Here is a 21,261-nt window from a genome sequence, read left to right on the forward strand (position 1 = left end):
CAATGCAAGGCAGGCTTCAGCCACGGCAGATATTGCTACCCACCGTGCGCCGTCTGGAAGCGGTGGGTTCGCGTGCCTGGCCTGCGGCTTCGGTTCACTATGACGGGGTCTGGGCCATCCGGCTGACGAATGGTCACCCCGCAAAGCGCTTGAATTCGGTCAATCCCCTCGATCCCGTCGATCATGGCAACATGCTGGAACGTATCGAGCGGGCGGCGCAGCGCTTTGCTGCAAACGACCGTCCGCTTACCTTTCGCATGTCACCGCTGGCGTCTCCTCAGCTGACCGAACATTTCGATGCACAAGGCTGGTCCCGGTTCGGGGAATCGCTTGTCATGCAGGCCGAACTTTCGGAAGAGCGCCTGGCCGCCGCTGCGCCGTTGCTTCCGGTTCAGGAGATGGACGGCTTCATCAGCGCTGCAATCAAGATCGGCAATGTAGAACCCGCAATCCGGCCGGGCCTGTCAGCCGTGATCTCATCGATCCAGCCGGAACGTGGGCTGTTCGTCCTCGAGGACGAGGGGCTGCCAGTCTCGACGGCGATCTGCGTGCGAGATGGCGATCTCTCGGGGGTCTTCGAGGTCGCGACGGACGAGCGGGTGCGCGGGCAGGGCCATGCGCGCCGCCTTCTGCTTTCAGCGCTAAAATGGGCTCAGCAGGGCGGGGCAAAGCGCGCCTGGCTTCAGGTGGAGGCAGCTAACACTTCCGCTTTGCGGCTGTATGAGACACTCGGTTTCAGCGAAGTGTATCGCTATCATTACCGTCAGCCGCCGAAGGATTGAGACGTGAGCGATAAGACAAAGAAACTGCTGCTGGTATCAGCTTGCGCATTGGTTGATGCGGATGGGCGCGTGCTGATTGCGCAGCGGCCTGAGGGCAAACAACTGGCCGGGCTGTGGGAATTTCCAGGCGGCAAGGTTGAGGCCGGGGAAACTCCGGAAGAAACGCTGGTTCGGGAACTGGCGGAGGAGCTCGGAATCGAAACGAAGGTTGCCTGTTTGGCACCTCTGACATTTGCCAGTCATTCCTATGACGATTTCAACTTGCTGATGCCGCTTTATGTCTGCCGCCGCTATTGGGGCATTCCGCAGGCGAAAGAGCATGCCGCGCTAAAATGGGTTCGCCCCAACAAGCTGCGCGACTATCCGATGCCGCCGGCCGATGCGCCGTTGATCCCTTTTCTTATCGACCTTCTCTGACTCCCCGATCATTAACAGAACGTTCAGCCACATGTGAAAGGTTTACCCATCTTGTGCGTGATGGGGACCTTACATGCGCAGCAGTGGATGGGATCGCTCGGGCTCGAGCCGACGCGGCTTGGCAAATGCAGGCATGGGGTTGTTGAGACTCACCCTTCTGTTTGGGTCCGCCGCAATCGCAATTGCGTTGATCCTGACGCCGATCGTTGCAAAGCACGCCGAAAAGCTCGCTTATGCGGATCGTCCGGTCGTCGGGGTCGATCACATGTCCACCGGGTCCATCAGCGGCGGCCCGAACGGGTCTGGTACCGGCTACACGATCCGTCGCAGTGTACTTCAGAATGATCCGAGCTCGGTCTGCGTCATCCGCCAGAACGGCAGTCGTTCCGGAAAATGTTAGGTGAGGGTGAGTGCGGAGGGTGCCGCGCGTTCTTACTTTATTCACCTAAATGAATGGTCGGCTCCGCCATTAACCTTTTGTTCCGGCTCAAAGTCCTAGCCTCTTTTCAATGCGTGACGCGTCCCGGCACGGGAAAAAGAGATGCTGAAACGGTTCTTCAAAGATCAAAACGGGGCGACCGCAATCGAGTTCAGTCTCATCGCGACGCTGGTGTCTCTTGCCGTTCTGGGCGCGGTCAGCATGCTCTCCGACAACGTCGCCGCCATGTTTGAAAACACCGCGACTGAAGTCAGGAACGCTACCAGTTCCCGCTGATCACTCCGAAGCAGGATCGCCGCCGAGGACCTTTGCGAGCGCAACCTGACCACTGCCGGGCTTGAGCGGCTTTTGCTGCGATGCATGCGGCGCCCACCCCGACAGCCAGATCGTTGCAAAAGTTGCACGGATTCTCCCGTCAGGATCTGCAAATCGCTCTGCGTAAATCTCAGCCGCGCGCAAGAACAGCGCCTTGGAGACCGGCTTGCGGGCGCGTTGGGCGAGCACATTTGTTGCTCCCATTGCCCTCAGGTCACGGATCAATCCGAACATCGAATCGTACCGGACGGTGACGGTTTCAAGATCAGCGACGGGAAGGGCCAGGCCCGCTCTTTGCAGCAATCCGCCTGCATCGCGGACATCCGTGAAGGGGAAGACGCGCGGGCTTGCTCCGCCATACAGCTCCGTCTCGGCGACAAGAAGCGCTTCGCGCAGTTCTGAAAGGGTACCATTCCCGGCCATGCAGCCGAGGAACAGGCCGTCTGGCCGGAGCGCTCGACGGATTTGAACGAGCATGCCCGGAACGTCATTCATCTCGTGCAAGGCGTAGAGCGACACCGCAAGATCAATGCTCTCCGGCTCCAGTGGGAGAATTTCAGGGAGCGCTCCGACCCCGTCAAATCCTGGCTCTTGCGGCCCAGAGCTGACCCGCACAACGCTGTTCACCTTACCCGACAGCGAGAGAACTCGTGCAGCAGCGTCGGTTGCAGAGAAAAGTGTCGCTCCTGCCTCGAAACGCCTCTCGACGGCCGCGAGTCTATCTGCAAGATCCTCTGCAGCGCGCTGCATCAAAAACGCTGCGCCTGCATCGGCGATTTTCAGCGCGCGCCGCTTGCGTGTCTGCAGGGCTTCAATATCAAAAACAGGTTCCATCGGGGGACTCCTTCACCGGTCCGGTATATGGTGACGGCAGGGTGGGATGTCTCGTGGCTGAAACAGCGGTTCAGTTCAAGGGTCTGATCGCGTTTGGCGCGAAATGGATCGGCCGCGTGCTTTTTCCGCCGGTATGTGCTGGCTGCGAACGCATTATCGCCGATTCGGGTTGTCTGTGCGGGCAATGCTGGCCGAAATTGCGCTTCCTGGAGCAGCCTTGGTGCGACGTCATGGGCACGCCGTTCTCGTATGAGGTCGCGGAGGGGATGATGTCGGGCGATGCCATTGCCAACCTACCACCATTTCGGAGAGCAAGGGCTGCCGTATCTTACACCGGGGTCGCGCGGCAGATGGTCCTTGGGCTGAAGTTCGGTGATCGCACCGAGCTTGCTCCGTTCATGGCAAGATGGATGATGCGCGTTGCGCCGGACCTAGTCGCCGAGGCCGATCTGATCGTACCCGTGCCGCTTCACCGCATCCGCTACTTCAACCGGCGGTTCAATCAGTCCGCAGAGCTTGGTCGCGAGCTGTGCAAGTTGGCCGACAAGCGCTTTTCCCCTGAAAGTGTGGTAAGGAGCCGCGCGACGCGGCAGCAGGTCGGGCTGGCTGCGCGTGCCCGAGAGGAAAATGTGCGTGGTGCATTCAGGGTGCCAGCAAGACGCACTGATCTTGTGCGTGGAAAGAACGTGCTGGTAATCGATGACGTATTCACGACCGGGAATACGGTTGTGGCGGTAACAAAGGCGCTGAAAAAGGCGGGCGCTGCACAGGTGGACGTCCTGACCTTTGCGCGCGTGCTGCCGGGGGACTTCCGGCCGGAGGATGCCGGCTCTATATGAGTGGCGATAACGGTGGAAAGATTACCATGCCCGAAGTGACGATCTATACCCGCATGATGTGTGGCTACTGTGCGGCGGCCAAGAGACTTCTCGAAAAGAAGGGCGTCGATTATGTCGAACACGACGCGAGCTTTTCGCCGGAACTTCGGCAGGAGATGATCCAGCGTTCAGGCAGGACCACTTTCCCGCAAATCTTCATCGGGGACAAACATGTCGGAGGCTCGGACGACCTTCACGCGCTGGATTCAGCCGGGAAGCTCGATCAGATGCTGGCTGACGATAACTGACAGGTAGGGGCAGATGAGCATTGTGAAGGTCGCGGCAATCCAGATGCGTTCGGGCACGAGCCCGGAGCGTAACGCTGCTGATTTCGAGGCGCTGGTGCGCGAGGCGGCATCAGAAGGTGCAGTCTACGTTCAGTCACCGGAAATGACCGGAGCCCTTGTGCGTGGCCGGGATGAACTGGCCGCTATTCTCAAGCCCGAGGCAGAAGATCTCATCGCCTTGAAGGCGGCCCAACTCGCAAAAGAGCTGGGAATCTTTGTTCATGTCGGCTCGACGGCGATAGCACGCGACGATGGCAAGGTCGCCAACCGCGCCTTCATCTTCGCTCCCACGGGCGAGAAGATCGCCAGCTATGACAAGATCCATATGTTCGACGTAGATCTCGACAATGGTGAGAGCTGGCGTGAATCGGCGACCTATGAGCCGGGTTCCTGCGCGTCGGTGGTTGACCTGCCATTTGCTCGTCTCGGGATGGCGGTCTGCTATGATGTTCGCTTCCCTCAGCTTTTCCGAGCTCAAGCGATGGACGGCGCGCAGATCCTGACCGCACCCGCAGCCTTTACCCGACAGACAGGCGAAGCGCATTGGCATGTGCTGCAGCGCGCGCGTGCGATTGAAAATGGTGCCTGGGTCATTACGGCGGCTCAGGGCGGCGTCCACGAGGACGGGCGCGAAACCTATGGCCATTCGCTGATTGTCGACCCGTGGGGCCGCGTGGTCGCAGAAGCGGACCATGATGAGCCGGGCGTCGTCATCGCCGAGATCGAGCCCTCTGCATCAGCTGAAGCGCGCAAGAAGATCCCCAACCTGAAGAACGCGAGGGCGTTCGAAGTGGTCAATTTCGGCGCTTGAGGAGTAGAACGCGCCATGATCCGCTTTTCGCTGGTTTGCGACAACAAGCACGATTTTGATGGTTGGTTCCGCAGCAATGAGGACTTCGACCAACAGAACAAGCGTGGATTTGTGACCTGCCCGCTCTGCAATTCGGCCAGGGTCGCCAAGGGCCTTATGGCGCCTGCCGTCTCAACTGGACGACAGCAGGAAAAGGTGGCGCTTGCGATGGGGGAAGAGCAACGGCAGGCACTGGCCAAGCTCAAGGAGTTTGCCCAGAAGGCGCGCGAAAACGCGGACTATGTCGGGGAACGTTTCGCCGAGGAGGCCAGAAAGATTCACTTTGGGGAGGCGGAGGCGCGCGGCATTTACGGAGAGGCAACGCCCGAAGAGGCTCGCGACCTGATCGAAGAGGGCGTCGAATTCATGCCGCTCCCGGTCTTTCCGGACGACCAGAACTAGCCCTTCATGATGAAAATTTGGAACTCGGCGGTTGGACTTCTGATCGTCACCGGCACGCTGCTTGGCTTGACCCTTCCCTTCGGCAAGGTTGCGGGCGAAGCGGGTGTCCCACCCGTTATCTGGGCAATGCTGATCTCCGTCGGGGCCGGCACCGTTCTTTATCTGGCCATGCTCGCCCGTAAGGAGCGGCTTGGCCTGAACGCCGGACATCTCCGCTATTACGCAATATCGGCGGCGATATCCTACGCGATACCGAACATGATTACCCTCTCCGCCATGCCGCATCTGGGCGCCGGTTATATGGGCATCATGTACACGCTCTCGCCCATGTTCACGCTGATCCTTTCCGTCATCTTCGGCGTGAGGAAGCCGAATGCCCTCGGCATGGCGGGGATCGTGGTGGGGTTCCTTGGCGCGCTTCTCGTCGCCACGACGCGCGGCGAGGCCGGGTTTCCGGCTTCACTGACCTGGGTTGGTATCGGTATCCTTCTGCCGATCTTCCTCGCCGCCGGGAATATCTACCGGAGCTGGGACTGGCCAAAGGGCGCCGGAACGACCGAGCTGGCGGTGGGCAGTCATCTTGCAGCTGGAATCATGCTGCTCGTCGTTGCTGTCATGACCGGCAATCTGCCGGCCCTTGCGATGCTGGCAGAGGTACCCGCGCTCTCCATCGCGCAGATACTATCTTCGGCAGGAATGTTCGTGTTCTTCTTCCGGCTTCAGGTGGTCGGAGGTCCGGTCTACCTCAGTCAGATCAGCTACGTGGCTGCGGCAATCGCGATCATATCAGGCACGCTCCTTCTTGGAGAAAGCTACGTGTTTCTCACCTGGTTCGGAGCCGTGATCATTCTTGCAGGCGTGGTTCTCACGACCAAGGCGCAGACATCTTGATAGTCGAAGCCTGCGCCTTGGCAATCGCAGTTATTGCGAAGTTTTCTCCGCCAGCACCATGTAATTGACGTCCATGTCCTTTGAACGTCCCCACTGATCGGCCAATGGATTGTAGGTCACCCCGGTCCGGTCGATGATGGTCATGCCGGCATTGTTCAGCGCGCGCTCAAGCTCTTCGGGACGGACCAGCTTTTCGTACTGATGCGTGCCGCGCTTCAGCCATCGCAGAACATACTCCGCACCGATGATCGCGAGGGCCAGTGCCTTGAGCGTCCGGTTGATCGTCGCGACGAACATGATGCCGCCTGGCCGCACCATGTGTGCAGATTTGGAGATAAACAATTCGACGTCCGCGACATGCTCGACGACTTCCATTGCCAGAACAATGTCGAACGTTTCACCCGCATCTGCGAGGTCCTCGGCGGTGGTCGCCCGGTAGTCGATCGACACGCCGGCCTCGGCCGCGTGAAGCTTCGCCACCTCAATGTTTGTCTCGGACGCGTCTGCACCAACAACTTCGGCGCCAAGGCGGGCCAGAGGCTCGCACAAAAGGCCGCCGCCGCAGCCAATATCGAGGATGCGCAGTCCTTCGAATGGCTTTGCCGCGCGTGGGTCACGGCCAAAACGTGCCGAGACCTGATCGCGAATATAGGCGAGGCGAACTGGATTGAACTTGTGCAGCGGACGGAATTTTCCGTTCGGATTCCACCACTCAGCTGCCAACGCGGAGAACCGCTCGACTTCGCCGGCGTCGACGGTCGTTCGTCGGGGTTGAGTCATAATCTTGTCTCCTTCAGCGCAATGAAGTCGGGGAGGGCGTGCAGAATGTCAAGAACGAACACAGCCTCTCGCTTGCGAAGCTGACCGGATTTGGCTATGGAACCCGCGCATTCGCGCCGCCATTCGGCTGGCGCTTCATCTGGACATTGCCGGATTTATCCTCCGGTACGTATCGAGGACATATCGCTTCCATGGCGCGCATAGTGATGAAATTCGGCGGAACTTCCGTCGCCGACATCGCCCGCATCCGCAATGTGGCGCGGCATGTGAAACGCGAAGTAGATGCCGGCAACGAGGTCGCGGTGGTCGTGTCCGCAATGGCCGGCAAGACCAATGAACTCGTCGGCTGGGTGCATGAAGCCTCCAAGTCCGAGGGCTCAAGTCTCAGCATCTATGATGCTCGCGAGTATGATGCTGTCGTCGCCTCGGGCGAGCAGGTTACGTCCGGTCTTCTGGCGCTGGTTCTGCAATCCATGGGCGTTAACGCGCGCTCGTGGCAGGGCTGGCAGATTCCGGTCAAGACCGACAACACGCATGGCGCGGCCCGGATCGAGGACATCGATGGTTCCTTCCTGATCGAACGCTTCAAGGAAGGTCAGGTCGCCGTCGTTGCCGGTTTCCAGGGAATTGCCCCTGACAACCGCATCGCGACACTGGGTCGAGGCGGTTCCGATACGAGCGCGGTTGCTATTGCCGCTGCTGTGAAGGCTGATCGCTGCGACATCTATACCGACGTGGACGGGGTCTACACGACCGATCCGCGCATCGAGCCCAAGGCGCGTCGCCTTTCGAAGATCTCCTTTGAGGAGATGTTGGAAATGGCGTCGCTTGGGGCCAAAGTTCTTCAGGTTCGCTCGGTCGAGCTTGCGATGGTGCACAAAGTGCGCACCTTCGTCAGGTCCTCGTTTGTCGAGCCTGATGCCCCTGGAATGGGCAATCTTCTCAACCCGCCCGGAACCCTCATTTGCGACGAGGATGAAATCGTGGAACAGCAAGTCGTCACCGGCATCGCCTACGCCAAGGACGAGGCGCAGATTTCCCTGCGCCGCGTTTCGGATCGTCCGGGCGTTGCTGCGGGTATCTTCGGCCCTCTGGCTGGAGCCGGTATCAATGTGGACATGATCGTCCAGAATATCTCCGAGGACGGGTCGTTCACCGACATGACCTTTACGGTTCCTGCCGGTGATCTTTCCAAGGCGCTTTCGGTTCTTGAGAAGGTCAGGGAGACGGTCGGCTTCGATGCGGTTCAGCACGAAGACGGCATGTCGAAGGTGTCAGTAATCGGCATCGGCATGCGCAGCCATACCGGCGTTGCTGCCTCGGCCTTCCGCGCTCTGTCGGAAAAGGGTATCAATATACGTGCGATCACGACGTCGGAGATCAAGATCTCCATTCTGATCGACGGGCCCTATACCGAATTGGCAGTTCGGACCCTGCATTCCATCTACGGGCTGGATAAGCAGTAGGTGATACGCACCGGAACATCTGGTTGGACGGGGGCCGCGCTGGTGGTCTAGCCGTCCTTCCGGCATTGGAGGAAGCGCTCATGCGTGAGACGGCCGCTGGCCCACGCCTTTTGTTGAGACGGCTTCGCGAGCTGATGGCTGAGGCGCTTGAGCCTCAGGAGCGGCTCGATCAGATCGTGTACCATATCGCGCAGAATATGGTCGCCGAGGTCTGCTCCCTCTACGTGCTGCGCGCTGATTCTGTTCTCGAGCTCTATGCGACTGAAGGTCTGAACAGGACCGCGGTGCACCGGGCACAATTGCGCCTTGGCGAGGGCTTGGTCGGTACCATTGCGGCCAGCGCACGGGCGCTCAGTCTTTCGGATGCGCAGAAGCATCCTGCCTTCGCCTACCTGCCGGAAACCGGGGAAGAGATCTACCATTCCTTCCTTGGCGTGCCTGTGCTGCGCGCTGGCCGCACCCTTGGGGTCCTCGTCGTTCAGAACCGCACCATGCGGCAATATCGCGAAGACGAGGTCGAGGCACTCGAGACAACGGCGATGGTGATCGCCGAGATGATCGCCACCGGTGATTTGGCGCGACTGGCTCGGCCTGGCATCGAGCTCGACCTTTCACGTCCGGTCACGCTGAAGGGCGCTGCGTTCAATGACGGGGTCGGTCTCGGACATGTGCGTCTTCACGAGCCGCGAATTGTCGTCACCAACCTCTTCAACGAAGACAGCGAGACGGAACTGCAGCGCCTGGAGAAGGCTCTGGGATCACTGCGTCTTTCGATCGACGATATGCTGTCCCGCCGGGAGATCGCATTCGAAGGTGAACATCGCGAGGTCCTCGAGGCCTATCGTATGTTCGCCAATGACCGTGGTTGGGTCAGGCGTCTTGAAGAAGCGATCCATAATGGTCTGACTGCCGAAGCCGCCGTCGAGAAGGTCCAGAGCGACATGCGCGCGCGCATGCTGCACATGACCGACCCTTATCTGCGTGAGCGGATGAGCGACTTCGACGATCTGGCAAATCGTTTGCTCCGCATGCTTCTCGGCAGTGGACCAGAAACGCTTGCAAGCAGCCTGCCTCGCGATGCGATCATTGTCGCCCGATCAATGGGCGCTGCTGAACTTCTGGACTATCCGCGCGAGAAGCTGCGCGGACTGGTTCTTGAAGAAGGTGCCGTGACGAGCCACGTCGTCATCGTCGCCAGAGCGATGGGGATTCCTGTCGTTGGCCAGATGAAGGGTGCCGTCTCCATGTCGGAGAATGGCGACTCGATCATCATCGACGGTGATGGAGGGATCATTCATCTGCGTCCGCAGGGCGATGTCGAAAAGGCCTATGCGGAGAAGGTGCGCTTTCGCGCTCGCAAGCAGAAGCTGTATCGCGAATTGCGAAACAAGCCGAGTGAGACCAAGGATGGTGTGCCCATCGATCTGCTGATGAACGCGGGTCTTGCGGTGGACCTGCCACAGCTTGCGCAATCCGGAGCGGCCGGCATCGGCCTTTTCCGCACAGAACTGCAATTCATGGTCGCCTCAACCTTCCCGCGGGCCGAGGCGCAGGAGCGTCTGTACCGGGATGTACTCGAGGCGGTCGGCGACAAGCCAGTCACCTTCCGCACCATCGATATTGGTGGCGACAAGGTGCTGCCCTATTTCAAGGGTGCAGGGCATGAAGAAAATCCAGCACTTGGCTGGCGCGCCGTTCGTCTGACACTTGATCGTCCTGGCCTCCTTCGCACCCAGATCCGTGCGCTGCTGAAAGCTGCAGGCGGTCGTGAGCTGCGCGTGATGCTGCCTATGGTCACAACGCTCAGCGAAATTCGTCAGGCGCGAGAGATCATCGACAAGGAAGTGCGGCACCTGTCGCGCTTTGCCCATCACCTGCCGAACAGGCTCAAGCTCGGCGCCATGGTCGAGGTGCCCGCCTTGCTGTGGCAGCTCGAAGAGGTGATGAACACAGTCGATTTCATCTCGGTCGGCTCGAACGACCTCTTCCAGTTCATCACCGCAACTGACCGGGGGAACAGCCAGGTTGCCGACCGCTACGATCCGATCTCGGTGCCGTTCCTGCGTTTGCTGCGGCAGATTGCAGATGCTGGCCGCGACAGCGGCACGCCCGTGACGCTTTGCGGCGAGATGGCCGGCCGACCCATTTCTGCCATGGCTCTGCTGGCCATCGGCTTTCGCGCAATATCCATGTCTCCGGCGGCAATAGGGCCGGTAAAGGCGATGATGGTGGAGCTGCCTCTTGGCAAGCTGACCGAAATCATGGATGAACTTTTGAACGGCCAGAGCTGCGAACGTGATGTGCGCGCTCTTCTCAAGGCATTTGCGGAAGAGCACAACATTCCGCTCTGATTCTTTTTGAAGCCCATAACGGATCAAACATGATCGATTTGCCGCGCGACCGGATGGACCAGGTCCTGAAACGCTTCGAACTGCTCGAAGTGCAGATGGCGGCTGGCCCCGAGCCAGATGTCTACGTCAAGCTAGCTTCGGAATATTCCGATCTGCAGGAGATGGCATCGAAGATCCGCGAGTTGCGGAGCGCAGAAGATGAGTTAGCCGATATCAGCGCGATGTTGGGCGACAAGTCGCTTGATGCCGAGATGCGGGAGCTGGCGCATGCCGAGTTGCCTGACGTGGAAGAACGCCTGGAGCAACTGAAGCAAGAGCTGCAGATCCTTCTTCTTCCCAAGGACGCTGCTGACGAGAAGAGTGCGATCCTTGAGATTCGGGCAGGAACGGGCGGTGATGAGGCTGCGCTGTTCGCCGGCGACCTCTTTCGCATGTACGAGCGATACGCGTCATCAAAAGGCTGGCGCGTTGAGGTGGCTTCCGTCAGCGAGGGCGATGTCGGTGGCTTCAAGGAAATCATCGCATCTGTCTCAGGGCGGGGCGTATTCGCTCATATGAAATTCGAGTCCGGGGTGCACCGGGTTCAGCGCGTTCCGGAAACGGAAGCAGGTGGGCGTATTCACACCTCAGCTGCGACTGTTGCGGTGTTGCCCGAAGCTGAAGAGGTCGATATCGAAATCCGGAACGAGGATATTCGTATCGACACAATGCGCGCATCGGGCGCTGGCGGTCAGCACGTCAACACGACCGACTCGGCGGTTCGCATCACCCACCTTCCGACAGGCATCATGGTCGTGTCGGCCGAAAAATCGCAGCACCAGAACCGTGCGCGGGCGATGCAGATCCTGCGAGCGCGTCTCTATGACATGGAGCGCGAGAAGGCGGCTGGCGAGCGCTCCGAAGCTCGTCGCCTGCAGGTGGGATCCGGCGATCGTTCGGAGCGTATACGCACGTATAACTTCCCGCAGGGACGGCTGACGGACCACCGGATCAACCTTACCCTGTACAAGCTCGACCGCGTCATGATGGGTGAACTCGACGATGTCATCCAGGCGTTGATTACCGAGCACCAGTCCAAGCTTCTCCTGGAAGCTGGCCAGAACGGTTAACACGCAATGTCGCCGCAGCCAGCGCTGGCCGCCCTTATTCGCCATGTTCGCGCCGAATTGGAGCGGGCTGGAAAGAGCGAGGCCGCGCTCGATGCCCGATTGATCGTCGAGCACTTCACCAGCACGACCCGCACCGATGCGGTGCTCGACCCGGAACGTGCGGTGACGCCAGCGCAGTTGGATGCCGTACGGGCAGCTGTCGAGCGTAGAATGGCGAATGAGCCGGTGCACCGGATTATCGGCCACCGAGAGTTCTACGGCTTGAAGCTGAAGCTTTCCGCCGAGACATTGGAGCCGCGCCCGGACACCGAATCGTTGGTGGAGCTCGCAATACCGTATGTGCGAGAAGTCGCGGAGCGTCGTGGAAAGGCGTTCATACTTGATATAGGAACAGGCACTGGGGCCATCGCGATAAGCCTGCTTCATGTCGAGCAACGTGCTCACGCTGTTGCGATCGATATTTCTCAAGACGCTCTTGCAACCGCCGCAGCCAATGCAGATATGAATGGGGTCGCGGACCGTTTCGAGCCACTCCTGTCTGACTATTTTGAGGGAGTGAAAGATCAGCGCTTTGACGTGATCGTCTCGAACCCGCCTTACATTCCAACTGATGGGATCATTTCGTTGCAGCCTGAGGTCAGGTACTTCGACCCGATTGACGCACTTGATGGTGGAAAAGACGGGCTCGTTGCGTATCGAGCCATCGCGGAAAAGGCAGCGGAACATTTACACGACGATGGCGTTGTATTGGTTGAGGTCGGCTACGATCAGCCTGAAGCAGTCGAGATGATTTTCGCCGCTAACGGGTTCGCGCTTGATGCAGACGCAACCGATTTTGGCGGACATCGCCGATCCCTTGCATTCCTGCACAAACGGTAGAGTGCACTAGTGAAAAAAGCGCTTGGCAAGATCAGATATTGCCGCTAGTTTCCGGGCACCGGATGGGACGAGGCAGGCAGTGCCGTTATCGATTCGGTTCCCAGTGAACAGCATTAACAGACTGCCTTCTTGCATAAGCGATTGCGCTTGACCGTCGTGCGGGGAACGTCCGGAAAGTACATGAACGGGACAGGAATTACGTGGCGATAGCCCGTTTCCAGCGGCTGACCGCCAATATAGGACGCTAGGCAGGCGGCGATTCCGTCTGAGCGGACATGGCATCCTCAAAAGAGAGACCAGAATGAGGCCACAGCAGAATAGGCGCATGCGCGGGCGCGGCGGCAGCAACAACAACGGCAACAATCAGAACCGCAAGGGTCCGAATCCGCTAACGCGTAGCTATGAGAGCAACGGGCCGGATGTGAAGATCCGCGGTTCAGCGCAGCAGATCGCCGAAAAGTACACCACGCTTGCCAGGGACGCACAGAGCGCTGGTGATCGCGTGATGGCCGAGAATTACCTGCAGCACGCAGAGCATTACAACCGCATCATCATGGCAGCGATGGCGCAGATGCCCCAGCCTCCGGTTCGGGATATGCGCGATGATGAAGATGGGGATGAAGATGGCGATGACAACGGCCTGAACAACCAGCAGCAGACAGTTTCCGCTGATCAGGGCGAGCAGAACCAGCAGCGTCAGCGTCGCCAGCCACGCGATGGCAGTGGTCCGCAGCCTGTAATTGAGGGTACGCCGGCTGAAGTCGCGCTAACCGAGGCCTCTGAGGTTGAAGCTCCTCCAGCTCCGAGATCGGAAGGTCGTCGCACACGCTCCGTCGCGGCTCGGACAACCGAGAGCGAGGCTACGAAGGACGAAGGCGAGCAGCAGGTTGCCCAGGCCGCTCCGGAAGGTGAGGCGGAAGGAGCGGATGAGGGCGAGGTGCCGGCACGTCGCCCGCGTCGCACCCGCCGCCCACGCCTGAAGTCGTCGGAAGAAGGCGGGGAAGACGCGCCGCAGCCGAGCGACGATCCAGTGACGGAAGCCGCTCAGTAGGACTACTGATATTCTTAAAGAACGGCGGGCAGGTCCCGCCGTTTTTGCGTCTGGCTTCAGACAAGCCCTGCTGTCGTCTCCCTCATTCCGGCCCTCGGTAGCAGACCGGCTGTTGGGCCCGATAAAAGTTCATCTTCTCAAGCTCACGCGCTCTTGAGTGGGTCGTGAGGGATGCCCATATCCCCCTCAACGGGGTCTGCCGAGAAGGCGTTTCAAACGTCTGGGGACCCGTCACCTTGGAACTGATCCGGTGCTGCAATGCGGGCCGGGGAGGGAACGGAGACATTGATGAACATTGAAAAGTATTCCGAGCGCGTTCGGGGTTTCATTCAGTCTGCCCAGACGATGGCGCTCTCGCGCAACCACCAGCAGTTTACGCCCGAGCACATCCTCAAGGTGCTGATCGATGACGAGGAAGGGTTTGCTTCCTCGCTGATCGACCGCGCCGGTGGCCGCTCGAAGGACGTGCGCCTTGGTGTTGAAGCTGCACTGGAAGCGTTGCCGAAGGTCGAGGGTGGCAATGGCCAGCTCTACCTGTCGCAGCCGCTCGCCAAGGTTTTTGCGACCGCTGAAGAACTTGCCAAGAAGGCTGGCGATTCCTTCGTCACGGTCGAGCGCCTTTTGACCGCTCTTGCCGTCGAGAAGTCGGCAAAGTCGGCGGAAATCTTGACCAAGGCTGGCGTGACGGCGACAGCGCTCAACCGCGTCATCGAAGAAATCCGCAAGGGCCGCACGGCGGACTCGGCTTCGGCTGAGCAGGCTTATGACGCGCTGAAGAAATATGCCCGCGACCTGACGGCTGACGCACGTTCAGGCAAGCTTGACCCGGTGATTGGCCGTGATGACGAGATCCGTCGCACGATCCAGGTTCTGTCGCGTCGCACCAAGAACAACCCGGTGCTGATCGGTGAGCCGGGCGTCGGCAAGACCGCGATCGCGGAAGGCCTCGCGCTGCGGATCATCAACGGTGACGTGCCGGAGTCGCTCAAGGACAAGACCTTGATGGCGCTCGACATGGGCTCGCTGATTGCCGGTGCGAAGTATCGTGGTGAATTCGAGGAGCGCCTGAAGTCGGTGCTGTCGGAAGTGACGGCAGCGGAAGGTGGCATCATCCTCTTTATCGACGAGATGCACACGCTGGTGGGCGCGGGCAAGTCGGAAGGTGCGATGGATGCATCGAACCTTCTGAAGCCGGCATTGGCGCGCGGCGAGCTGCACTGCGTTGGCGCAACCACGCTTGATGAGTACCGCAAGTATATTGAGAAGGACGCTGCACTCGCACGCCGCTTCCAGCCGGTCTTTGTTGAAGAGCCGACGGTTGAGGACACGATCTCGATCCTGCGCGGCATCAAGGAAAAGTACGAGCAGCACCACAAGGTGCGCATCTCGGACTCGGCGCTGGTGTCGGCTGCGACCCTGTCGAACCGCTACATCACCGACCGCTTCCTGCCAGACAAGGCGATCGACCTCGTTGACGAATCCGCTTCGCGTCTCCGTATGCAGGTCGATTCGAAGCCGGAGGAGCTCGACGAACTCGACCGCCGCATCATGCAGCTGAAGATCGAGCGTGAAGCGCTGAAGGTCGAGACCGACGAGGCGTCGAAAGACCGTCTGGTGCGGCTTGAGAAGGAGCTGTCCGAGATTGAGGAAGAATCGGCGACGCTGACGGCCAAGTGGCAGGCGGAAAAGTCGAAGCTTGGCCTTGCGGCTGACCTCAAGAAGCAGCTCGACGATGCCCGCAACGAACTTGCCATTGCGCAGCGCAAGGGTGAATTCGCCAAGGCTGGTGAGCTTGCCTATGGCCGCATTCCGGAACTCGAAAAGAAGCTGGCGGAAGCTGAGCAGCAGGATGTCGCCGGCAGCATGGTCGAAGAGACCGTGACGCCGCAGCATATCGCGCACATAATTTCGCGTTGGACCGGCATTCCGGTCGACAAGATGCTGGAAGGTGAGCGCGAGAAGCTTTTGCGCATGGAAGACGAGATCGCCAAGCGTGTTGTCGGGCAGGGCGAAGCGGTTCAGGCTGTGTCGAAGGCAGTTCGCCGTGCGCGTGCAGGTCTGCAGGACCCGAACCGGCCGCTTGGCTCGTTCATGTTTCTTGGACCGACCGGCGTCGGCAAGACCGAACTGACCAAGGCGCTGGCGTCGTTCCTCTTCGATGACGACACTGCGATGGTGCGTATCGACATGTCCGAGTTCATGGAGAAGCACTCCGTGGCTCGCCTGATCGGCGCACCTCCAGGTTACGTGGGCTACGAGGAAGGTGGCGCGCTGACGGAAGCCGTTCGTCGCCGTCCGTATCAGGTGATCCTGTTCGACGAGATTGAAAAGGCGCATCCGGATGTCTTCAACGTGCTGTTGCAGGTGCTGGATGATGGCCGCTTGACGGATGGTCAGGGTCGCACGGTCGACTTCCGCAACACGCTGATCATCATGACGTCGAACCTTGGCGCCGAATATCTCGTCGCGCTTGGTGAGAACGAGGATGTCGACAAGGTGCGTGACGAAGTGATGGGCGTGGTGAAGTCCTCGTTCCGTCCCGAATTCCTCAACCGCGTCGACGAGGTGATCCTGTTCCACCGCCTGCGCCGTCAGGACATGGGCCAGATCGTCGAGATCCAGCTGTCGCGGCTCGAAAAGCTCCTGGCCGATCGCAAGATCACGCTCGACCTCGACAACGATGCCGTCGAGTGGCTTGCCAACAAGGGTTACGACCCCGCCTATGGTGCGCGCCCACTGAAGCGCGTGATCCAGAAGGAGCTGCAGGACCCGCTCGCCGAAAAGATCCTGATGGGCGACGTGCTCGATGGATCGACGGTGAAGATTTCGGCCGGTTCCGATCGGCTGACCTTCCGGTCCAAGCCGCGCTCGGCGGGTGCTGAGGCCGAAGCGGCTGAGTAAACATCTCCACGTCACCCCTCCCTTTCGGGCGGGGTGACGTTTTGCTTCAGAGGTGACTTTCATCAGCGACTTGAGGACAGTCTTTTGGCGTCGTCTCGACCTTCAGGGGTTGGAGAAGCTCGATCTGTCCGTGACCGATGACGGCGTGCGCGCCACCTCGACCATCCTGAGCACTGAAGGTGCTGGCTTCCGGCTCGATTACGACTGGCGGCTGGACGCTCGATGGCGGACCAAGAGCCTTGAACTGAAGCATCTCGGCGAAGGGATCGCCCGACATCTTCTTATCGAGCGCACTGCAGTTGGCTGGCTGATTGATGGCCTCCGCCGGCCTGATCTCGACCACGTTCACGACGTCGATATCTCTGCTACGCCGTTTTGCAACACGCTGGCGATAAGACAGCTCGGCGCTAATCCCGGCGATGAACTTACCTTCGACGTCATTTATGTCGACGCGCAAAGCCTGTCGTCGGTGGCGTCGCGGCAGCGATATATCCGCAAGTCAGGCGATGTCGTGCGCTATGTCGACCTCGCCACCGCTCTCGGCTTCGAGGCCGATTTGCGCGTCGATCGCGACGGCTTTGTCGTCACCTATGAGGGCCTGTTCGAGCAAGTCAGGTGCAGCTGAACGCTGAGCTATTCCGCTTTCGTCGCGATCCAGATCATGTGTTTTGCACCGCGCTTCTTGGTGCTGGCGCGGACGGGGATTTCCTCAGCCTTGAAGCCAGCGCGGCCGAGGCGGCGGGTGAAAAGCGGACTTGGGCCGGACGACCAGACCGAAAGAATGCCGCCGGGCTTCAGCGCAGCCTTGGCTTCGTGTAGCCCCTTCAGTTCATAGAGCTCGTCGTTCTCTTCACGGCTCAGACCCTCCGGTCCATTGTCGACGTCGAGCAGGATCGCGTCATATGCGGCCTTGCTCGAGGCGATCAGCCTGCCGACATCGTCGATGACGATCCTGACGCGCGGATCATCGAGGCTCCCCTTGAATACCTCGGCGAGGGGGCCGCGCGCCCAGGCGACCACTTCAGGCACGAGTTCGGCGACAACGATTTCGGCGTCGTTCTTGAAGCTTGCGAGCGCGGCGCGCAGCGTGAAGCCCATGCCAAGTCCGCCGATGAGGATGCGCGGTTTCTTGCGTGCGCCGATCCGCTCGGCGGCAAGGTCTGCGAGCGCCTGTTCCGATCCGCTCAACCGGCTGTTCATCAGCTCATTGGTGCCGAGCATGATCGAAAATTCGTCGCCTCGCTGCTTGAGGCGCAGCTGAGTCGTTCCGCCCGGAACGGCGGCGGTGTCTAGATGGACCCAAGGAATCATAGCGGCAGCCCGGTTGTTCGAACGACGATTGAGTTGAGCCTTATAAACGTTCGGCGCGAAATCGGCAGATGGAATTGTTCCCCGTTAAGCTCTGGCGTTTCCCTTCGGCAGAAAATCCTCTAGAGACGGGCCATCTCGGGGAGAAGACATGTCCGTAAATCCAGTTCTCATCGCCGGCGGCGGCATCGGCGGCCTTTCACTTGCTCTGACTTTGCACCAGATCGGCGTCCCGTGCGTCGTGTTCGAATCGGTGCGCGAGTTGAAGCCCCTCGGCGTCGGCATCAACCTGCAGCCAAACGCCGTGCGCGAGCTTTTCGATCTCGGCATTACCGAGGCTGACCTTGACGCGATCGGCATGCCGACGCGCGAGTGGGCGCTGGTTGGGCTGAATGGCAACGACATCTACTCTGAGCCACGTGGACTTCTGGCCGGTTACAAGTGGCCGCAATATTCGGTTCACCGCGGTGAATTGCAGATGATGCTCTATCGCAAGCTGGTCGAACGTGTGGGCGAGGGCGTCGTGCGTTTCGGCGCCCGGGTTACCGGCTACCGCAACAACGACGATGACACCGTTACGGCGCTGATCGAAAATCCAGATGGCGCGGTGTCGGAAGAGACAGGGCGCCTTCTCATCGGCGCGGATGGACTGCATTCGGCGGTCCGTGCGCAGATGCATCCAGATCAGCCGCCGATCCATTGGGGTGGCGCGATCATGTGGCGCGGCACGAGCCAGAGTGGGCCAATCCGCACTGGCGCTTCGTTTGTCGGTCTCGGTACACACCAGCACCGCTTTGTCTTCTATCCGATTTCGCAGCCCGACCCGGAAACCGGCCTCGCGACGATCAACTGGATTGCTGAAGTGACAATCGATCCGTCGGAAGGATGGACGAACAGCGGCTGGTTCAAGCCGGTCGAGATCGACAGCTTCGCGCATCATTTCGACGGGTGGACTTATGACTGGCTGGATATCCCAGCCCTGCTCCGCGGGGCGGAAATCGCCTACGAAAACCCGATGATCGACCGCGATCCTGTATCGACCTGGCACGATGGCAGCGTCGTTTTGATCGGTGACGCGGCGCACCCGATGTACCCGACGGGTTCTAACGGAGCCAGTCAGGCTATCGTTGATGGCCGGTTCCTCGCTGCTTCCTTCGTTCGACACGGCCTGACGCGTGAAGCCCTGGCGGCTTACGATGCAGAATTCTGTGAGACGGTGTCGCAGATCGTCCTGCGAAATCGTGGCGCGGGTCCTTTCGGCCTCCTCAACCTCGTCGATGAGCGTTGCGGAGGAACCTTCGATGACATTGACGCCGTAGTGTCTGCGCAGGAGCGCGCTGATTTCATGGCGGGATACAAGGCCGCTGCGGGGTTCGCGGTTGAGAAACTCAACGCATCGCCAGCGACCATCGGAGCAGGGACGCGGATAAGAGTTTCCTAGGCGATCTCTGCCATTTTCATGTCTCGTTCATGTTGCATGCGACAGTGTGGCGTTCCAAGGAGCGCCTCCACGCATTGATCGGGACCAGGAATGACGGCACGACTGATACCTCTGTTTTCAGCACTTCTGGCGAGCGTTGCGATAGACGCCGCTGCGCAAAGCCGTCAGGTCGAGGTTTTTTATGACCAATATGGACGCGAGGTTCTGCTCGACGTCTATACAGGCGAGGTCGTGGCAATTCGCGAGCCAGGGGGCAGGGCCTCGCCTCGCGATGATCGTTCGTGGGATAGGGGTCAGGCAAGGCGCGAGCAGCTTGGCCGCCGAGATCGCTACAGCGATCCTTATGACGATTATCGTCGTTATCCCGCTGAGCCGGATTATCGCGATGACGGCTATATTAATGAAGGCTACGAGGATGAATTCCGTTATCCGGATGATGGGTACGCGCGGGAGGAATTGCCACCCTATGATGCGCCCGCTCCCTATCCGGATCTGAATGAGCCTCGCCCGGGCTCCGTCGAACGGCGGCCGCTCGAGGATCCTTCGATCGCGGCGATGCCGAATGACCCCTCCCTTTTGCCGCCGGACCAGCCCATTATCGAAGAACAGCCGCGTGCGATCCCTGATGTGACGCAGACGCCTCAGATCGGCCGCGGTGGGGCGACCGAGGAAATCGCCAAAATCCAGATTCTGCTGGATCGGGTCGGTGCATCGCCCGGCGTGATCGATGGAAGAATCGGTGACAATGTAAACAAGGCGATTGAGGCGTACCGGGATCTGACGGGAGAGACCCTCCGGACCTATGACACTGCATATATCGATGAAAAGCTCGCGGCTACCGGCGGAGATCCGTTTATAACCTACGAGATAACGCAGGAAGATGTTGCTGGACCGTTCGTGGCGTCGATCCCAAGCGATTATGGCGAAAAGGCAAAAATGGACCGGCTCGGCTATGTCTCCGTGGTGGAGATGCTGAGCGAGCGCTTTCATGTCGATCAGAAATATCTCGCGTCCATCAATCCAGGTATCGACTTCAATCGGCCGGGCTCGATCGTCCGCGTGCCGAATGTTGCAAAGCCGTTGACCGGAAAGGTGTCGCGGATCGTTGCCGACAAGAGCCGCAAGCAATTGCGGGTCTATGACGAAGGTGGAAAGCTGATCGCAGTCTATCCCTCGACGATCGGTTCCACGGCAACGCCGTCCCCATCGGGGACGCACACGGTGGAGCGCATCGCGCTCAATCCGATGTACACCTACAATCCCAAGATTAATTTCCAGCAGGGCAACAACACCAGGGTGCTGTCGATCCCGCCGGGGCCAAACGGGCCAGTCGGTACGGTGTGGATTGCGCTGTCAAAGCCAACCTATGGTATTCACGGATCGCCCGAACCTGAAAAGATTGGCAAGACCAATTCGAATGGCTGTATCCGCCTGACCAACTGGGATGCAGAGGAACTGGCGAAAATGGTCTCGCCCGGTGTCACCGTCGAATTCGTTGATTAGGATTGATGTGGCTGCGGGTTAAGAAGAGCGCTTCAATGCGCTCTGGCCAGGCGATTTGCGCTCGAGACTGAGGGCTTTATTTCTCGACGCGCGCACTTGCCATCTTCAACGGCAACTCGTCCTGGTCGCGCAGCAGTTCATCGATCCGCTCCCGTTCCTTGATGAACGCCTCGAGTTGATCGCCCTTCAGCGCTTTCTCGTTGGGGAGGCGAACACGCATCGGGTCAACCTTCGTCCCATTGACGATCAGTTCGTAATGAAGATGGTTGCCGGTTGAAAGACCGGTCGAGCCGACATAGCCGATCACTTGCCCTTGCCGGACCTTCGCACCTTCTGCGACCCCTTCCGCGAAGGCACTTTGGTGATTGTATGATGAT

General features: G+C 59.7%; 22 protein-coding genes (1 of these 22 running past the window's edge). 18 read left to right on the forward strand and 4 right to left on the reverse strand.

All coding sequences use genetic code 11. The features are described from left to right. Positions 1-2: 2 nt before the first annotated feature. From IOD40_RS12770 to IOD40_RS12785, 4 genes are all read left to right on the forward strand, one after another. On the forward strand, positions 3-782 hold the full coding sequence (locus tag IOD40_RS12770) for a GNAT family N-acetyltransferase (RefSeq protein WP_198476931.1): 780 nt from the start codon (positions 3-5) through the stop codon (positions 780-782). Between the two features lie 3 nt (positions 783-785). After that, complete coding sequence (locus tag IOD40_RS12775; protein ID WP_198476932.1) at positions 786-1,199, forward strand: (deoxy)nucleoside triphosphate pyrophosphohydrolase; 414 nt, start codon at positions 786-788, stop codon at positions 1,197-1,199. 73 nt (positions 1,200-1,272) lie between these two features. Further along, positions 1,273-1,599, forward strand: coding sequence for a hypothetical protein (locus tag IOD40_RS12780; RefSeq protein ID WP_198476933.1), 327 nt, complete (start codon positions 1,273-1,275; stop codon positions 1,597-1,599). Positions 1,600-1,740: 141 nt separating this feature from the next. Beyond that, positions 1,741-1,914, forward strand: coding sequence for a Flp family type IVb pilin (locus IOD40_RS12785; protein WP_198476934.1), 174 nt, complete (start codon positions 1,741-1,743; stop codon positions 1,912-1,914). Here IOD40_RS12785 and IOD40_RS12790 read toward each other — a convergent pair whose 3' ends face one another. After that, entirely contained in the window at positions 1,915-2,787 is an 873-nt protein-coding gene (locus IOD40_RS12790; protein ID WP_198476935.1) for a methyltransferase domain-containing protein, read from the reverse strand. It abuts the gene before it with no gap. Between the two features lie 53 nt (positions 2,788-2,840). On the opposite strand from IOD40_RS12790, the gene IOD40_RS12795 reads away from it, so the two are divergent. Genes IOD40_RS12795 through IOD40_RS12815 form a run of 5 tightly spaced genes read left to right on the forward strand, consistent with a single transcriptional unit; the run spans position 2,841 to position 6,095 of the window. Continuing rightward, positions 2,841-3,626 (forward strand): ComF family protein, encoded by a 786-nt coding sequence (locus IOD40_RS12795; protein WP_325099727.1) that lies wholly within the window; start codon positions 2,841-2,843, stop codon positions 3,624-3,626. A gap of 26 nt (positions 3,627-3,652) precedes the next feature. Next, on the forward strand, positions 3,653-3,913 hold the full coding sequence (gene grxC, locus IOD40_RS12800) for a glutaredoxin 3 (protein ID WP_198476953.1): 261 nt from the start codon (positions 3,653-3,655) through the stop codon (positions 3,911-3,913). 13 nt (positions 3,914-3,926) lie between these two features. Beyond that, positions 3,927-4,763 (forward strand): carbon-nitrogen hydrolase family protein, encoded by an 837-nt coding sequence (locus IOD40_RS12805; protein ID WP_198476937.1) that lies wholly within the window; start codon positions 3,927-3,929, stop codon positions 4,761-4,763. Between the two features lie 15 nt (positions 4,764-4,778). Further along, positions 4,779-5,204, forward strand: coding sequence for a DUF1178 family protein (locus IOD40_RS12810; RefSeq protein ID WP_198476938.1), 426 nt, complete (start codon positions 4,779-4,781; stop codon positions 5,202-5,204). 6 nt (positions 5,205-5,210) lie between these two features. Further along, on the forward strand, positions 5,211-6,095 hold the full coding sequence (locus IOD40_RS12815) for a DMT family transporter (RefSeq protein ID WP_198476939.1): 885 nt from the start codon (positions 5,211-5,213) through the stop codon (positions 6,093-6,095). A gap of 30 nt (positions 6,096-6,125) precedes the next feature. On the opposite strand, the gene ubiG is transcribed toward IOD40_RS12815, so the two are convergent. Next, positions 6,126-6,875, reverse strand: a complete 750-nt coding sequence (ubiG, locus tag IOD40_RS12820; protein WP_198476940.1) for a bifunctional 2-polyprenyl-6-hydroxyphenol methylase/3-demethylubiquinol 3-O-methyltransferase UbiG — start codon at positions 6,873-6,875, stop codon at positions 6,126-6,128. A gap of 191 nt (positions 6,876-7,066) precedes the next feature. Here ubiG and IOD40_RS12825 point away from each other — a divergent pair, with 191 nt between their 5' ends. The 7 genes from IOD40_RS12825 (at position 7,067) to IOD40_RS12855 (ending at position 17,257) form a co-directional block, all read left to right on the forward strand. After that, positions 7,067-8,341 (forward strand): aspartate kinase, encoded by a 1,275-nt coding sequence (locus IOD40_RS12825; protein WP_198476954.1) that lies wholly within the window; start codon positions 7,067-7,069, stop codon positions 8,339-8,341. A gap of 80 nt (positions 8,342-8,421) precedes the next feature. Then, on the forward strand, positions 8,422-10,692 hold the full coding sequence (gene ptsP / locus IOD40_RS12830) for a phosphoenolpyruvate--protein phosphotransferase (protein WP_198476941.1): 2,271 nt from the start codon (positions 8,422-8,424) through the stop codon (positions 10,690-10,692). A gap of 29 nt (positions 10,693-10,721) precedes the next feature. Next, positions 10,722-11,801 carry a peptide chain release factor 1 gene (gene prfA, locus IOD40_RS12835; protein WP_198476942.1) on the forward strand — a complete coding sequence of 360 codons (1,080 nt, stop codon included), beginning with the start codon at positions 10,722-10,724 and terminating at the stop codon, positions 11,799-11,801. 6 nt (positions 11,802-11,807) lie between these two features. Then, a complete protein-coding gene (prmC, locus tag IOD40_RS12840) occupies positions 11,808-12,680 on the forward strand; it encodes a peptide chain release factor N(5)-glutamine methyltransferase (RefSeq protein ID WP_198476943.1) in 873 nt (290 codons plus the stop codon). A 301-nt stretch (positions 12,681-12,981) separates the two neighbouring features. Next, a complete protein-coding gene (locus IOD40_RS12845) occupies positions 12,982-13,731 on the forward strand; it encodes a DUF4167 domain-containing protein (protein WP_198476944.1) in 750 nt (249 codons plus the stop codon). Positions 13,732-14,019: 288 nt separating this feature from the next. Continuing rightward, the gene (gene clpB / locus IOD40_RS12850; RefSeq protein WP_198476945.1) at positions 14,020-16,632 is read left to right on the forward strand and encodes an ATP-dependent chaperone ClpB; all 2,613 of its coding nucleotides are present in this window, start codon (positions 14,020-14,022) and stop codon (positions 16,630-16,632) included. A gap of 52 nt (positions 16,633-16,684) precedes the next feature. Next, on the forward strand, positions 16,685-17,257 hold the full coding sequence (locus tag IOD40_RS12855) for a putative glycolipid-binding domain-containing protein (RefSeq protein ID WP_210336889.1): 573 nt from the start codon (positions 16,685-16,687) through the stop codon (positions 17,255-17,257). Positions 17,258-17,265: 8 nt separating this feature from the next. Here the strand turns inward: IOD40_RS12855 and IOD40_RS12860 are convergent, their stop codons facing one another. Then, positions 17,266-17,943 (reverse strand): spermidine synthase, encoded by a 678-nt coding sequence (locus tag IOD40_RS12860; RefSeq protein WP_198476947.1) that lies wholly within the window; start codon positions 17,941-17,943, stop codon positions 17,266-17,268. Positions 17,944-18,091: 148 nt separating this feature from the next. Here IOD40_RS12860 and IOD40_RS12865 point away from each other — a divergent pair, with 148 nt between their 5' ends. Further along, entirely contained in the window at positions 18,092-19,381 is a 1,290-nt protein-coding gene (locus IOD40_RS12865; protein WP_198476948.1) for a flavin-dependent oxidoreductase, read from the forward strand. 90 nt (positions 19,382-19,471) lie between these two features. After that, entirely contained in the window at positions 19,472-20,884 is a 1,413-nt protein-coding gene (locus IOD40_RS12870) for a L,D-transpeptidase (RefSeq protein WP_198476949.1), read from the forward strand. A gap of 76 nt (positions 20,885-20,960) precedes the next feature. On the opposite strand, the gene IOD40_RS12875 is transcribed toward IOD40_RS12870, so the two are convergent. Then, positions 20,961-21,261 carry the 3' portion of a M23 family metallopeptidase gene (locus IOD40_RS12875; protein ID WP_325099730.1) on the reverse strand. 1,706 nt of this gene lie beyond the right edge of the window, so 301 of the gene's 2,007 nt are visible here — the last part of the coding sequence; the start codon falls outside the window, past its right edge; it ends in the stop codon at positions 20,961-20,963.

Source organism: Aquamicrobium zhengzhouense (genome assembly GCF_016124105.1).
Classification (GTDB): Bacteria; Pseudomonadota; Alphaproteobacteria; order Rhizobiales; family Rhizobiaceae; genus Aerobium; species Aerobium zhengzhouense.

What these genes read in the sequence shown, in the direction of transcription:
- IOD40_RS12770 (WP_198476931.1), top strand. Translation starts at nt 3, where the DNA reads ATGCAAGGCAGGCTTCAGCCACGGCAGATATTGCTACCCACCGTGCGC.
- IOD40_RS12780 (WP_198476933.1), top strand. Translation starts at nt 1,273, where the DNA reads ATGCGCAGCAGTGGATGGGATCGCTCGGGCTCGAGCCGACGCGGCTTG.
- IOD40_RS12785 (WP_198476934.1), top strand. Translation starts at nt 1,741, where the DNA reads ATGCTGAAACGGTTCTTCAAAGATCAAAACGGGGCGACCGCAATCGAG.
- IOD40_RS12790 (WP_198476935.1), bottom strand. Translation starts at nt 2,787, where the DNA reads ATGGAACCTGTTTTTGATATTGAAGCCCTGCAGACACGCAAGCGGCGC.
- grxC (WP_198476953.1), top strand. Translation starts at nt 3,653, where the DNA reads ATGCCCGAAGTGACGATCTATACCCGCATGATGTGTGGCTACTGTGCG.
- IOD40_RS12805 (WP_198476937.1), top strand. Translation starts at nt 3,927, where the DNA reads ATGAGCATTGTGAAGGTCGCGGCAATCCAGATGCGTTCGGGCACGAGC.
- IOD40_RS12810 (WP_198476938.1), top strand. Translation starts at nt 4,779, where the DNA reads ATGATCCGCTTTTCGCTGGTTTGCGACAACAAGCACGATTTTGATGGT.
- IOD40_RS12815 (WP_198476939.1), top strand. Translation starts at nt 5,211, where the DNA reads ATGATGAAAATTTGGAACTCGGCGGTTGGACTTCTGATCGTCACCGGC.
- ubiG (WP_198476940.1), bottom strand. Translation starts at nt 6,875, where the DNA reads ATGACTCAACCCCGACGAACGACCGTCGACGCCGGCGAAGTCGAGCGG.
- IOD40_RS12825 (WP_198476954.1), top strand. Translation starts at nt 7,067, where the DNA reads ATGGCGCGCATAGTGATGAAATTCGGCGGAACTTCCGTCGCCGACATC.
- ptsP (WP_198476941.1), top strand. Translation starts at nt 8,422, where the DNA reads ATGCGTGAGACGGCCGCTGGCCCACGCCTTTTGTTGAGACGGCTTCGC.
- prfA (WP_198476942.1), top strand. Translation starts at nt 10,722, where the DNA reads ATGATCGATTTGCCGCGCGACCGGATGGACCAGGTCCTGAAACGCTTC.
- prmC (WP_198476943.1), top strand. Translation starts at nt 11,808, where the DNA reads ATGTCGCCGCAGCCAGCGCTGGCCGCCCTTATTCGCCATGTTCGCGCC.
- IOD40_RS12845 (WP_198476944.1), top strand. Translation starts at nt 12,982, where the DNA reads ATGAGGCCACAGCAGAATAGGCGCATGCGCGGGCGCGGCGGCAGCAAC.
- clpB (WP_198476945.1), top strand. Translation starts at nt 14,020, where the DNA reads ATGAACATTGAAAAGTATTCCGAGCGCGTTCGGGGTTTCATTCAGTCT.
- IOD40_RS12860 (WP_198476947.1), bottom strand. Translation starts at nt 17,943, where the DNA reads ATGATTCCTTGGGTCCATCTAGACACCGCCGCCGTTCCGGGCGGAACG.
- IOD40_RS12865 (WP_198476948.1), top strand. Translation starts at nt 18,092, where the DNA reads ATGTCCGTAAATCCAGTTCTCATCGCCGGCGGCGGCATCGGCGGCCTT.
- IOD40_RS12870 (WP_198476949.1), top strand. Translation starts at nt 19,472, where the DNA reads ATGACGGCACGACTGATACCTCTGTTTTCAGCACTTCTGGCGAGCGTT.